This window comes from Allorhizobium ampelinum S4 (assembly GCF_000016285.1).
Classification (GTDB): domain Bacteria; phylum Pseudomonadota; class Alphaproteobacteria; order Rhizobiales; family Rhizobiaceae; genus Allorhizobium; species Allorhizobium ampelinum.
In genome coordinates, this window is the sequence record NC_011989.1 from 1,910,934 (window position 1) to 1,923,260 (window position 12,327).

The window sequence follows — 12,327 nt, forward strand, 5'->3', positions numbered from 1 at the left end:
AGAACATGACCGTCGATCTTGAGACCAGCAACCGAGACTACCCGCTGCCAAACATCGAAAACACCATGGCGCATGATGTTGCCAGGCTGATCAGCGCGCTGACGGCCATCGATGTGGATGTGGCCAGCATCTTGACGGCCCTGGCGCTGAAGGCCGCCATTGACAGCCCGGGCTTCAGCGGCAACCCTACGGCACCCACCCAGCCAGCTACTGCCAACAATGCCACGTTGGCAACGACAGCGCATGTGAAGGCGGCGCTTTCGCAGTTCTTGTCCGATGCGGAAGGGGCGATTGCCACCATTACCGAGTTGCAGGCAGCGCTTGGCGATGCGGATGCAGTGACGGGATTGACGGCGCTGATCAATACCCGTGCACCGCTGGACAGTGCCAATCTGACCGGGACACCGACGACAGTCACGCCGGACGCTGATGATAATTCGCAGAAGATCCCGACGACCGGATGGGTCCAGGCGATCAAGGCGACGATCCTTGGCGGCGTGGTGGCGGATGGTAATACCATGGCCAAGCTGTTTGCAGCGCTTGGCGGGGACAAGAACTTTGCCGCTTCTGTGGCATCCGATCTTTCCAACAAGGCGTCATTGGCAAGCCCGGCTTTTACCGGCAATCCGACCGCGCCGACGCAAACGGCGGGCAGCAGCAACACGAGGATCGCGAATACGTCCTTTGTCGCCACGGCTGTTTCGAATGCCATCGCCTCGATATCGTCTGCGATCTCGAATCTTTCCACCATGTATGCGCCGCTTGTCCGCAAGATTTCGGCGGGTGCTGGTATGTCGGGTGGTGGCGATCTGAGCGCGGACCGGACGATTTCACTTGGGGCTGCCAAGCCGATCAGCAACAGCACGACCGGGACAGTCGATAATACCGGCCACGATCATCCTCTTGGCTTCGTCGCCGCAGAAGTCTTTCAGGGTGGTGCAGTGAATGAAATCAACTTTCCGGTCGGGAGGGTTCTGCTGGTTTCAACCAATGGCGGGCTTCCGGTGCGCAATACGCAACAGGTGCCTTGTCTCAAGTCTGACAACTCATTCAGCTACGTGACCGCCAATGACAGCAAGGCCGGTGCGGTTCTCAGTGGCATATGGTTTTCCGCTGGTAACGCGGCGGGATCGAATATCTCGCTGGTGCAGAGGGCTGGATAATGTCGAAGCTGAGTTTTGCGCGACTGACTGCCGTGGACAGGACCACCGAAGACAAGGTCTACGTGGCCTCCATCATCTTTAAAACCGAAGATGGTGCGGAGGTTTCCGGCACCTATGGCAGCCGGCCCAGCGACACCTATGGAATGGCGGTTGAAGTCCGGGCTGCAATCACCGAATGGATCGCCGCCGGAAAATCTGTCGGCACCTGGAAGCCGTCCGCCTGACCTCTGACCCATCCGTTCCAGCCGCCTTTCTGGCGGCTTTTTTTATGGCCGTATTTGCCCGCTGGCCGGGGCTTATCAGCAATAGGAGCTTCGGTCATGACCGACCCGACATTTGGCATTACCATCAACCGAAGCGCCAACGAGGCGACGACGGCCTCGAAAGCGCAGATGAGCGTCGTTGGCATTTGCATGCCGATCGATAAGGCCGCCAGCGCGGATCAGACGGCGTTCAACACGGCGTTTCCGCTGAACACCTGCGTCAAGCTGAACAGCAATGACACCAGCATTCTGGCGCTCTGCGATCAGGATGGCGGCTTCATTGATGCGATTGAAGGCATCAACGATCAGCTTGGCAGCTACCAGACGGCGGCGACCCTGGTGGTTGTTCGTGTTGCCGAGGGTGTCGATGATGCAGCGACCATGGCCAACATCACCGGCACCTCGGTGGCAGGCACGGGCATCTTCGCATTTCTCGATGCCGGTCCGGATGTCGGCGTCTATCCCCGCCTGTTGATCTGCCCGGGCTTTACCAAAACCCACGCCGATGGCGCCGCCAACCCGGTGCTGGCTTCGTTGCCGACCGTGGCCAACCAGATCCTGGCGCAGGTGATTGCTGATGGGCCGGCCGGGCTGGACGATTTCACCGATTGGGTTGAGCAGCATGCAGGCATGCGGATCATTCCGGTTTCCGGTGGCGTCTATGCCACTGATAGCACCGGCGCGGACGTGTTGCGGCCGATGAGCCCGCGCGTGGCCGGTCTCTTCGTGCGGAGGGATTACGAGAACGACGGCTCGCCGTTCAAGTCCATTGCCAACCAGACGGTCTACGGCATTACCGGCGTCGAGAAGAACCTGCGGTTTTCGCTGACGGACGGCTCGACCGAGGGACAGCAGATCCTGGCGGTGCACGGCGGGATCATCGTGCGGGGCGAGAGCGGCGACGATTTCTCGATTTCCGATGGCGGCTATGTTTTCATCGGCACGGACAACCTGTCCGAGGAAAGCGTCTGGGACCAGTATCACAAGGTCCGTGGCCGCGACTTTGTCGAGCTGACCGTGCTGCGTACCGTGCGCTCCTACCTCGGCAAGTACAATCTGACGACACAGACCATCCAGTCTGTCGTCAACACCATTTCGACCATCCTTCAGAACCGGCAGTCAAATGGCGATATCCTCGGGTTTCGTGCGCGGTTCGACCCGGACAAGAACAATGCCAGCGACCTGCGCGCCGGGCATATCTACGTGGATATGCAGTTTGAGGAAGCCCCGGTCTTCAAGCGTCTGACCGTGGCCTCCCGGCCTTACGCGGCGGCGCTGGATGCCACCATCGATGAAATCTTGGCGGCACAGAACGCCTGACCGCTGGCGAGATAAGGAACACGCACATGGCTGAAAAACTGCTTATCCTCGAACAGGTCAACATCTTCGTCGGTGATGCTGACCCTGAGGACACCAACCACGTCAAGCTGCAAAGCCTTGGCCTGCCGACACTGGAGCGCGCCGCTGTCTCGCATCTGGGCGGCGGTGCGGTGATGAGCGTCAACTGGACGGTCGGCGCCTTCAACGCGCTGGAGCCCAGCTTCAAGCTGGCCGGCTTTACCGAGACATCCTATAAATATCTTGGGATCGGCAGCAGCGAGAGCCAGAAATTCACCGCCTATGGTGTGCTGCGCAACAAGCAGACCGGGGTGATTTCGCAGGCCAAGGCTGTGATCCAGGGCATTGTCGGCAAGGTAACGCCCGACAGCTTCGACCGGGCAAGCGCCTTTGGCCACGACCATGGCATCACGGAAGTGACTCATTACCAGCTCACCGTTGACGGCACGGAATGGTTCTATCTGGACTATTTCACCTCGACGGTGCGCCAGTTCGGCAATGATGAAACGCAGTCCGTCCGCGTGGCGCTGGGGATTGAATGATGGTGGAGCCGCGCCGCAACCGCAAGCCGGTCGATGATCCTTTGGGGCAGGCCCTGGCCGGGCCTGCACCCGCCGTGCCGGAAGTGCCCCCCGCGCCAAAGGCCACGATGGTCGACCTCGACGCCTTCACCACATCGGTAGGCGAGGTTTACAATTCGCCTGATGCGGATGACGAAGAGCGTGATCCGGTTGTCGTTTACGAGGACGAGCGTGCCGGATCACGGTCTTACACGCTGGTGCATAAGCCCAAGGTGGACGGCGTGTTGCTGTCCACCGTCACCATGCGGCTGCCGGAACAGCAGGATATCGATGATTTCTATTCCGGCGAAATCTCTGGCACCCGCGCCATGCTGGCCCGCCTGACCGGGCTGCATCCAGCCGTGATCAAGCGGCTGAAATGGCCGGACGCGGAGGCTGTGTTTCAGCTTTACCGCGATGTCGTGCCGTCCTTCATGATCGGGGAATGATCCGTTGAGCAAGTTGCAAGCCTCGCTGGTGGTCGATCTGGTCGACAAGACCGGCGCGAAGACATCGGCTGTTATTGGCAATATGAATCGGCTGAAGCGAGCCGAGCGCGATTACATGTTGGCTGACAAGGGTCTTCGGCTGTCTAATAAAGACAAGGCAATGGAACGCTTGCTAACGGAACGCCATATGGCTTCCGAAAAGAGAATGGCAAGAATGGCCATGATGGGCCGGACAGTCAGCGCTGTTGCTTTGGTGGCGGGTGCGGCCGCGACGAAATCTTATCTGGATTTCGCCTCCAGCGAAGACAAGGTGAACCGTATCCTGATCAATGCCAACAAGGGATTCGGTGATCTGTCGCCGGCGATGCGGGATGTGCAGCGGGTGGCAAACCAGACAGCATTGAGCGTCGGGAATGTTACCGGCGGTCTGGAAAGCCTTGTGTCGGCTGGCCAGCCAATGGAAAAGGCGCTGGCCTTCCTGCCATCCGTTGCAAGGACAGCCCAAGCATCAAACTCCGCTGTGAGCGATATTGCAAATACCGCCGATGCCATGTCGAATTCGTTTGGTATCAGCGCGGGGCAAATGGAGAAGGCTTTCGATATTCTGGTTGAGGGCGGTAATGCCGGGAAATTCGAGCTGAAGGATATGTCGCAATACCTGCCAAAGCTGCTGCCAGCGTTCGCGACGATTGGTTACAAGGGTGAAGAGGGCTTGGCCAAAGTTGTCGCCATGCTCCAGATGGTTCGGCAACAGACGGGAAGCAGTGAGCAGGCTGCAACGGCATTGGGCAATGTCGTTCAGAAAATGTATTCCAATGAAACGGCGAATAAGTTCAAGAGATTCGGCATTGACCTTCCAAAGTCTTTGGACAAGGCCAAGAAGGAAGGCAAGGATGTGATGGATACCCTTGTCGATATGTCCATCATTGCGACCAAGGGCGATCTTTCGAAGCTCCCATTGATATTCGAAGACACTCAGGCGCAGGATGGTATGCGTGCATTGATCCAGTTGCGCATGGGAACCAAGCAGTTGACGACGGCACTTTATGGTGCGTCTGGCGCCGTTGAGCGAGGCTTGAACCAGGCGCTCCAAGCCAGTCAGCAGAAGATCCAGAAGATGTCAAATCTCTGGGATGCATTGATGACCAAGGTGGGCGGCGGCGTGGCGACGGTCGTGAACCCAGCTCTGGAAAAGATCACCAACACATTGGATGAAAGGGCGGATGAAGCGGCTGGGGTGCAGGGGCAGTCCCTTAGCTACAATGATTTGCAGCAGCGGCAATTGGAGTTCTTCAAGCAGTATGGCGAGAAAAACCCCGGCGCGTCGGTCATGGATAAAAACACAGCCTTCCGCAAGGCTCTTGCCCAGATGGGGCGCGGCGAAATCAAGGATGTGATGGATTTCTTCAACCCGCCAGCCAGCAAGGAACCGCAGGTTTGGGGGCCTTCGGGCCGTGGCACCCCGCAGCCGTGGGAGAAAGTTCCGATACCAGCGGAAAACCCGAGATCAGATGCCTATAACCGCCGTATGTATGGTGAGGGCCAATTGGCGGCACAAAGGGCAATGCGGGATGCTGTGCCTTCCATGCCGACTGAATTCAGGGATGCTCAGGATGCGCTGAATGCATCGCTGACGGGCACGAATGGATCGCCCAACATCGGCGCCGTGCTGTCTGACAAAATCGCCGAGGGTGGCGACAAGGCTGCTACGGCAATGCAAAGTCAGGCGAACACCATCGGATCGGCTATCGGGGCGGCTTTTCTTTCGAAGGTATCCGGCGCACTGGGTTCATTCATGGCCAATCCGGGCGGTGGGCAGCCACGCAGCACGGGGCAGGCGGTGCAGCAGCAGTCTAACGGGCAGTTTATCGATGCGCCATAGGAGACTATCATGTGGATTTTGAAATGGGACTATGTATTCAGCCTGAAGCGGCTACAAGCGGTTAATGCATAAGATCGGGTATTTGATCCCCGGCCTTTTTGATTGATCGAGCAAGGAGCCAAAGGGCATCACTTTTAGTAAAACCCTTTACTCTTTTCCGTCACTCTCCCGTTTCTTCTTGGAATGAGCTTGGACGAGATTGTATTTTACGATGTCAATCTGCCGGATGATCGATTGGAGGTCGTCTTGTTCCATCTCTGGAAGAGACGCAAACGAGTTTTCGAGGCGGTGGATAATCTCAGCATTCAGGCTGCGATTATTTCTCGCCGCCTCATCTTTGAGGCGGTCTCTCAAGCCATCGGGGAAACGAAGGACGTATTTGTCTTGGTCTTGTGGAGTGCGATCAACCATAAAAGGCTATGAGCCATAAAATATCGCTTGACGCAAGCGCGGCTATGAGCCACGTTTACATTGTGGCTATGAGCCATTAAATCGGAAAGAACTATGAAGCAGACCGACGACAAACTCATTATCCGCCTCCCGGATGGCCTTCGCGAGATCATCAAGAGGGTAGCAGCTGAGAACGAGCGGACCATGAATGCCGAGGTTGTCTATCACCTCAAGCGCGCTTACAGCGACGAAAATGAAAAGAGCGGGAAAAAGGCCTCGTAAACCTTCCCGCTCTTTCTGATACGTAAACAATCCTAGAAAGGATCATCAACATGCGGAAGCATGATAGCAAAACCGTGCCCGGTTTGGCAAGCCACCAGCAACCTTCAATAAAACCCGAGCCTTTGGTCTGTCTACTCGCGGATGTCGAGGGCAAGATCTTATCTATTCAGCGTATCGTCTGCGCGATCAACGATCTGCTGGTGATCGAAGACCCTGAAACAACATATCGCCGCAACAAATCTGCGCTGGAGCTTGCATGGTATCTAGAAGGCCTGGTAGGCGATGCGGAAAAGTATCTTCTCACCGTAATCGAAACGCAGGAACGAAATGAGTCCCGAGAAGGAGGGCTCATATCATGACCGTGATGGATATTCGCCATGAAAAATCGAAATTCAGCAGATCGCGGCGGACGTTTTTGAAAAGACTTTGGCTGGCCGGCGCGGTGCTTTCCTTGTCTGCCCCATCATCTGCCAAGCGCGTTCTTCCGGTGGAAGACCGTGTCACTGAGGCTTTGCAGGACGTCCACTGCCTGCTGGCGGAAATGTATGGTGGAACATGGATTGTGACCAGAGATAATGATTTCGTTCTGTTCCGTTGCCTTCCTCAGCCAAATGGAGTTTCAGAATGAGCGGGTTTCTCACCTTTGATTTTGAAAACCAGGCTGTGCGGGCCTTCGAGCATGACGGGCAAGAATGGTTTGTGGCGGTTGATGTATGTAGATGCCTTAGGTTGGAGAACAGTCGCCAGGCACTGACAAGACTGTCTGATGACGAAAAGAGGTCCTGCAATCTGAATACACTTACCGACAGTAAGGGTATTATTTTCAATGCCATCAATGATAGCGATGGCATTCGTGCAGGCAACCCGAATGCCACTATCGTCAACGAACCTGGCCTTTACCGATTAATCTTCACCAGCACCAAGCCTGAGGCCGAACGCCTGAAGCGGTTTGTTTTCCATGAGGTTTTGCCAGCTTTGCGCCATACCGGGTGCTTCGCCCCTGAGCCGGTGATCGACTGGGAGATTGCTCGTGAGCAGCTTTCCTTGGTGCGTGAGGCACGTCTCGCGCATGGCAAGGAAGCGGCAGCGGCATTGTGGCGGGAACTGGGCCTGCCGATGCCGAAGGATGAGACGTCGGATAAAGAGCGCAGGCAGGCCCAGGGGCTAATGAAATATGTCTACGATTTCATTGATGAATGCATGGTGTTCGATCAGAAGGCTGAGGTCACCGGCAAGGAGGTTTATCAGCGTTATCAGCAGTGGTCTGCAACGAACAATGCGCCATATATCATGAACTCTTCATTTGGGCGGTTTCTGATCCGTGCGGGCATCGTGAAGCGGCATGTCAGCACTGGATCGCGTTATATTGGTGTGCGTCTAAAGCACCACATCCAGATCACCGATCAATCGTCCTAGCCTTATAGAAAGGCGAATCATGAAGATGGATTTTTTGGCTTTGCAGGCGTCGGCCCTGCGCGATCAGATGCAGATGATGGGAGTAGCAGCATGACCACGGAAACCATGGAAAAGACAGAAGTGCAGCCGGTCGTGTTTGTGAAGGCTGGCGCGGTGTTTGCGAGCAGCGTCGATGTGGCGGAATTTTTCGAAAAAGAGCACCGTGAAGTTCTTCGGGCAATAGACAATCTATTTGAAATTGCCCCTGATGTATGTTCGTGCAATTTTGCACCATCATCGAGAGAAGTAAAAATGCCCAATGGTGGCGCTCGCGACTTTCGGGCGTTCGATATGAACCGCGATGGCTTTACGCTTTTAGTGATGGGGTTCACTGGGCCTAAGGCGGTGAAATTCAAACTTGATTATATAGCCGCTTTCAATGCCATGGAAACTGAACTCCTCGCTCAAGCTAAGCGGGTCCAGCCGCATCCGGCTGACGATCACCTTCCTCGGGGCCGCGACCGTAAGGCTTGGGGCATTCATATCCAGAAGATCAACTCGGTGGCACGATACGTCGGTATGATCAACCAGGTCTATGGACCCGAGGCCGCAAGGGCGCTTTTGGAAGCCGACAGAGATTTGCCGAACGTGTCAAACAAGGCCCTTTCGGTGCTGTGTGGATCGCCGGAAGACGATCCGGTCGGTTGCTTCTTTCACCTGATGCGGGCAGCAGCCGGCAACGGCCGCACTCTCGGTGAGCGTGTCTACGCCGCGTTCAGCGACCCAGTGGAAATGGGCAAGGTCAAGAGCTTCGGCATTCTGGTCGGGCCGGCCAGTGACAGCAACTTCATTGCCATTGCCACCCGGCATGAATTTCTGGCTCGGCATTTTGCCGATACCCAATGGACCGGAGCATGGGATGTTGCTTTCGGTCTGTTGAGCGGGGCGAAAGCTTCGAAACGAACCTTGCAATTCGGCATGGTCAAGTCCCGTGCGGTGATGGTGCCGCGCGCCGAGGTGATCAAATTGCTCAACAAGAGCGGCTGAAAACCTGAAAAAACCTGAAATTTGCACCCTGCCGGGTCTCTCGGCGGGGCGCTCGTGTTTGTGGCCAGCCTAAGGCAGGATGATGCTTTATCAAATCGGTGTCGTAACCTTCGATCTCAAGTTCAACCTCGATGGGGTTTCGCGCGAGACGACGGCGGATTTTGTTGACAAGCCAGTGATTGGTGCGCGCCCGCCGCTGGAAGCCATGGGCGAGGGGCCGGAGCAGATGACCCTTGCCGGTCGGTTGTTTCCCGACAAGCTCGGTGGCCTGTCCAACCTGAAGACCTTGCAAACCCTGCTGAAAAACCAGGTGCCGCAACTGGTGCTGCGCGGCGATGGCGAGGTGATGGGCTGGTTTGTCATCACCCGCATTACCGAGGGGCACACCTATCTGAATACCAAGGGTGTCGGCCAGGTGATCGATATGCAAATCGAGCTGAAAAAGTCCGATGCACCGGACGGCGAAAGTTACTTCTCGACTTTGTGGGAGCTGGTGTCTTGAGCGATACGGAAACCATCATCGTTGGCCGCGACGGTCTGACCTTATCTGGCGTGCTGGCCCGACATTACCGTGCGGTGGTCACGGGTGCCTGCGAACAGGTCTGGTCGCTCAACCAGGATCTTGCCCGCAAGGGTGCGGAAGTCCCGCGCGGGACGGTGCTGACCGTGCCGACCAAGGATGCCTTGTCGACCGACACGACCGACAGCAAAGTTACAGGCCTGTTCGACTGATGGCAAAAGCGCATTTTCTGGTTTCAGTTGACGGGCGGGTGGTGACGAAAAACTTCCTGCCCGTCTTGCTGTCCGCCTCGATCACCAAGGGCGTCGACAAGACGGCGGATGCGGCGCAGTTCGACCTCGACGACAGCGGCGGCACGCTGCGCTGGCCGCAGACGGGGCAGAAAGTGCATGTTGAGCTGGGCCGAGAAAATGGCGCGATCCGCACATTCGACGGTGAAGTGGATACGGCCAGTTGGTCCCTAAACCGGGGTTCCGGTTCGGTGCTTTCGGTAACGGCCCGGTCTGTTTCGTTGAAAGGCAAGGCAAAGGCTAGCAAGGAAAAGCATTGGGATAGCAAACCCTTGAAGTCCGTTCTTCAGGATGCAGGTGAAGATGCGGGTATCTCGGTTTCTGTCCATGCGGATTATGCCGATACGGTTCTGGACTGGGAGGCGATGGATGCGGAAAGCTTCATTGCCTTTGGCGAGCGGCTGGCGCGCGAGCATGGCGCAATCTTCCGGATTTCCGGCACATCCGCCGTGTTTGTACCCTACGGCAAGGGTGTGACCGGGGCCGATCTTTCGGCCTTTACCGTCACGCGGTCAATCCTGCTTTCGGCGTCGGGCTTCGCCCCGGTCACGGATCGCCCGCGTATCAAACAGAAGGTCGAGACTTATTACGATCTCGACAAGGCTTCGCGGCTGGCGGCGCAATATGCCAGTGGCGACACGGTGGACGCGGATCTGCAATCCGGGTTTTCCACCTCATCAAAGGACCATGCTGATCGCAGGGCGAAGTCCGGCGCCAGGAAGGCTGCCCGTGACAAGGCCGAAGGATCGGTTGTCATCAATGGCGATGCCACGCCGCAGCCGGGCGGCAAATGCATTCTCTCCGGCCTGCGGGCCGGGGTGGATGGCACCTATACGATCAAGAGTGTGACAGACGAGCTTTCCCGCTCTTCCGGCTACACGACCTCGATCAGCCTGAGCGAACCGCAGGGCAAGGCCGGCCAGGATAGCCGCTAGATTTTAACGAACATAAGGAAACGATCATGGATCGCGAAGAACTCTTCGTGGGTGGCGGTGTGCCATGCGCAAATTAAGGCCTGTCGAAAATTGGCGAATGGTTCTGGCTCGGGCTTGGTCTGTCCGCTTCACGGCTGCCGCTGGACTGATTTTTGTCATCCAGCCTGTTGTCGACGCTCTTGTCGATGGTGCCTACGGCCTTGAGGCGTGGGTCAATCTCACTCTGCGCGCACTCCAAGGACTGCTGACTTTTGCTGCGATATGGGCGCGCGTCGTTGCCCAGAAAGGATTGTCCGATGCCGATCAATAAAATCAAACCGACGAAGAGGGCATCAATTGTGATTGCTGGTATCGTCGCCATTGCGACCGGTGGCGTTGTTTCCGTCTTCGGTGGCTATTCTGTCCCCGACGACGTTGCCCTTGCCGTCAAGATCATCCAGCCTTGGGAAGGTCGGTCGCTTAAGGCCTATTACGACACGATAGCGCGCCCTCCGGTCTGGACCATTTGCGACGGTGATACCGATAAAGTCAGCCCTGGAATGGTTGAGACCCAAGAAGGCTGCAACAAGCGGCTTGTCGTGAAGCTGGTCAAGGATTACCGGGCTCCGGTTGCTAAATGCGTGGGAGACTGGGACAGGAAGCCGCTTTCCTGGCGGGCCACCATGCTGACATTGTCGTGGAATGTCGGTGTTGGAGCAACGTGCAATTCGACTGCCGTTCGTCTCGCGAAGGTGGGTAAATTCCGGGAAAGCTGCGAAGCGGCCACTGCGTTCAATCGCGCCGGTGGCAAGGTGATCACCGGTCTCGTTAACCGCAGGGAAATGGGTGACGCCAATCGGATAGGCGAAGCCGAACTTTGTGTAAGTGGTCTGTGATATGGCTGCGATCAGCAAGAAACTCAGATCCATCGAAGGTGGGCGCCTCGGCTTCATGTGCCCTGGCTGCAATGGATTGCACCAGGTTGCCGTTGGCCATGGACCGGGGCCGCGTTGGCAATGGAATGGCGATAAAGATCGACCAACCTTCTCGCCATCCATTCTCGTGACATGGAAAGAGCCAAGTGACAACCCGGATGAATTTGACGACGAAACCAAGGATATTCCTAAGGTTTGTCACTCGTTTGTAGGTAGCGGGAAAATTCAGTTTCTCGGTGATTGTACCCATGCGTTGGTGGGGCAGACGGTCGAAATTCCAGATTTGCCAGCGCGGGGTGAAGAATGACCATCGCCCTCACAATCCTCAAAGCCATCGGCTGGCGCGGCCTGGTGCTGATCGGCGCGCTAGCCGCGCTGATCGCCTGGCACCTGCATGGCATTTCCGCCGCAAAGGAATCTGGCCGCGTCGAAGTCCGCCAGCAATGGGCCGAGGCGCAGCGCCGGGCGGACCTGAAACAGATTGCCAAGGTTGAGGCGCAGCAAAAGCAGATCAATGCCGCCGACGCGGCCTTGGTCACCACCATCGCCGCGCATGTCGGGCAGGTTGCTGGATTGGAAGCAGCGCTTGCAGACGAAAGGAAAAGAAAGAATGCGAAACCCAATGCTGCTGCTGGCGTTGCTGCCTGCGGTCCTATCCCTGACGGGGTGCGGAACGCGCTCAATGCAATCGGCGCCGCCAAGCCATGACCGCAGGCCGAACGTATCGGCCGCCGTGATGGCCGAGTGTCCCAATCTGACTTTCATCCCGGCCGATGTTGACCGGGATGACGAATACCGGCTGTGGGGCCAGGACAGAAAGGCTCTGGCGGATTGCCGTGCCTTGAATGCTGCCAAGGCGGCGATAATCAATTCATTGCAGGGGACGTAGGGGCTGATGG

At 56.9% G+C, this 12,327-nt stretch carries 20 protein-coding genes; 19 read left to right on the top strand and 1 reads right to left on the bottom strand.

The annotated features are described in order from the left end of the window. The first annotated feature begins 5 nt into the window (after nt 1-5). The 6 genes from AVI_RS29035 to AVI_RS09140 all read left to right on the top strand — a co-directional run bounded on the left by AVI_RS29035 (nt 6) and on the right by AVI_RS09140 (nt 5,655). On the top strand, nt 6-1,163 hold the full coding sequence (locus AVI_RS29035) for a hypothetical protein (protein WP_015916084.1): 1,158 nt from the start codon (nt 6-8) through the stop codon (nt 1,161-1,163). Beyond that, complete coding sequence (locus AVI_RS09120; RefSeq protein WP_041696617.1) at nt 1,163-1,387, top strand: hypothetical protein; 225 nt, start codon at nt 1,163-1,165, stop codon at nt 1,385-1,387. Before AVI_RS29035 ends, AVI_RS09120 begins: the two co-directional genes overlap by 1 nt. Nucleotides 1,388-1,483: 96 nt before the next feature. Beyond that, entirely contained in the window at nt 1,484-2,746 is a 1,263-nt protein-coding gene (locus AVI_RS09125; RefSeq protein WP_015916085.1) for a phage tail sheath protein, read from the top strand. 26 nt (nt 2,747-2,772) lie between these two features. Further along, nucleotides 2,773-3,306 carry a phage major tail tube protein gene (locus AVI_RS09130; protein WP_015916086.1) on the top strand — a complete coding sequence of 178 codons (534 nt, stop codon included), beginning with the start codon at nt 2,773-2,775 and terminating at the stop codon, nt 3,304-3,306. Beyond that, nucleotides 3,303-3,773 carry a phage tail assembly protein gene (locus tag AVI_RS09135; RefSeq protein WP_015916087.1) on the top strand — a complete coding sequence of 157 codons (471 nt, stop codon included), beginning with the start codon at nt 3,303-3,305 and terminating at the stop codon, nt 3,771-3,773. The genes AVI_RS09130 and AVI_RS09135 overlap by 4 nt, the downstream gene beginning before the upstream one ends. Nucleotides 3,774-3,777: 4 nt before the next feature. Then, entirely contained in the window at nt 3,778-5,655 is a 1,878-nt protein-coding gene (locus AVI_RS09140; RefSeq protein WP_041696618.1) for a phage tail tape measure protein, read from the top strand. A 147-nt stretch (nt 5,656-5,802) separates the two neighbouring features. Here the strand turns inward: AVI_RS09140 and AVI_RS09145 are convergent, their stop codons facing one another. Next, entirely contained in the window at nt 5,803-6,066 is a 264-nt protein-coding gene (locus AVI_RS09145) for an Arc family DNA-binding protein (RefSeq protein WP_041696620.1), read from the bottom strand. A 93-nt stretch (nt 6,067-6,159) separates the two neighbouring features. Here AVI_RS09145 and AVI_RS29560 point away from each other — a divergent pair, with 93 nt between their 5' ends. The 13 genes from AVI_RS29560 (at nt 6,160) to AVI_RS09205 (ending at nt 12,317) form a co-directional block, all read left to right on the top strand. Beyond that, entirely contained in the window at nt 6,160-6,327 is a 168-nt protein-coding gene (locus AVI_RS29560) for an Arc family DNA-binding protein (protein WP_080516977.1), read from the top strand. A gap of 50 nt (nt 6,328-6,377) precedes the next feature. Next, nucleotides 6,378-6,686: a hypothetical protein gene (locus tag AVI_RS09150; RefSeq protein ID WP_015916089.1), complete on the top strand. Its 309-nt coding sequence runs from the start codon at nt 6,378-6,380 to the stop codon at nt 6,684-6,686. Continuing rightward, entirely contained in the window at nt 6,683-6,955 is a 273-nt protein-coding gene (locus AVI_RS09155; protein WP_041696622.1) for a hypothetical protein, read from the top strand. The genes AVI_RS09150 and AVI_RS09155 overlap by 4 nt, the downstream gene beginning before the upstream one ends. Continuing rightward, nucleotides 6,952-7,743: a BRO family protein gene (locus AVI_RS29040; RefSeq protein ID WP_015916090.1), complete on the top strand. Its 792-nt coding sequence runs from the start codon at nt 6,952-6,954 to the stop codon at nt 7,741-7,743. Before AVI_RS09155 ends, AVI_RS29040 begins: the two co-directional genes overlap by 4 nt. Nucleotides 7,744-7,833: 90 nt before the next feature. Further along, nucleotides 7,834-8,769 (top strand): Rha family transcriptional regulator, encoded by a 936-nt coding sequence (locus AVI_RS29045; RefSeq protein WP_015916091.1) that lies wholly within the window; start codon nt 7,834-7,836, stop codon nt 8,767-8,769. Between the two features lie 82 nt (nt 8,770-8,851). Beyond that, nucleotides 8,852-9,271 carry a phage tail protein gene (locus AVI_RS09170; protein WP_015916092.1) on the top strand — a complete coding sequence of 140 codons (420 nt, stop codon included), beginning with the start codon at nt 8,852-8,854 and terminating at the stop codon, nt 9,269-9,271. Beyond that, a complete protein-coding gene (locus AVI_RS09175; protein WP_041696624.1) occupies nt 9,268-9,501 on the top strand; it encodes a tail protein X in 234 nt (77 codons plus the stop codon). The genes AVI_RS09170 and AVI_RS09175 overlap by 4 nt, the downstream gene beginning before the upstream one ends. Then, nucleotides 9,501-10,514: a phage late control D family protein gene (locus tag AVI_RS09180; RefSeq protein ID WP_015916093.1), complete on the top strand. Its 1,014-nt coding sequence runs from the start codon at nt 9,501-9,503 to the stop codon at nt 10,512-10,514. The genes AVI_RS09175 and AVI_RS09180 overlap by 1 nt, the downstream gene beginning before the upstream one ends. Before the next feature lie 64 nt (nt 10,515-10,578). Continuing rightward, nucleotides 10,579-10,824: a DUF7940 domain-containing protein gene (locus AVI_RS09185; RefSeq protein WP_041696625.1), complete on the top strand. Its 246-nt coding sequence runs from the start codon at nt 10,579-10,581 to the stop codon at nt 10,822-10,824. Then, complete coding sequence (locus AVI_RS09190) at nt 10,811-11,389, top strand: lysozyme (protein WP_015916094.1); 579 nt, start codon at nt 10,811-10,813, stop codon at nt 11,387-11,389. Before AVI_RS09185 ends, AVI_RS09190 begins: the two co-directional genes overlap by 14 nt. A 1-nt stretch (nt 11,390) precedes the next feature. After that, entirely contained in the window at nt 11,391-11,735 is a 345-nt protein-coding gene (locus tag AVI_RS09195) for a ubiquitination-like system serine protease family protein (protein ID WP_041696627.1), read from the top strand. Then, nucleotides 11,732-12,136 carry a secretion protein HylD gene (locus AVI_RS09200; RefSeq protein WP_015916095.1) on the top strand — a complete coding sequence of 135 codons (405 nt, stop codon included), beginning with the start codon at nt 11,732-11,734 and terminating at the stop codon, nt 12,134-12,136. The genes AVI_RS09195 and AVI_RS09200 overlap by 4 nt, the downstream gene beginning before the upstream one ends. Then, the gene (locus tag AVI_RS09205; protein ID WP_041696629.1) at nt 12,111-12,317 is read left to right on the top strand and encodes a hypothetical protein; all 207 of its coding nucleotides are present in this window, start codon (nt 12,111-12,113) and stop codon (nt 12,315-12,317) included. The genes AVI_RS09200 and AVI_RS09205 overlap by 26 nt, the downstream gene beginning before the upstream one ends. Nucleotides 12,318-12,327 lie beyond the last annotated feature (10 nt).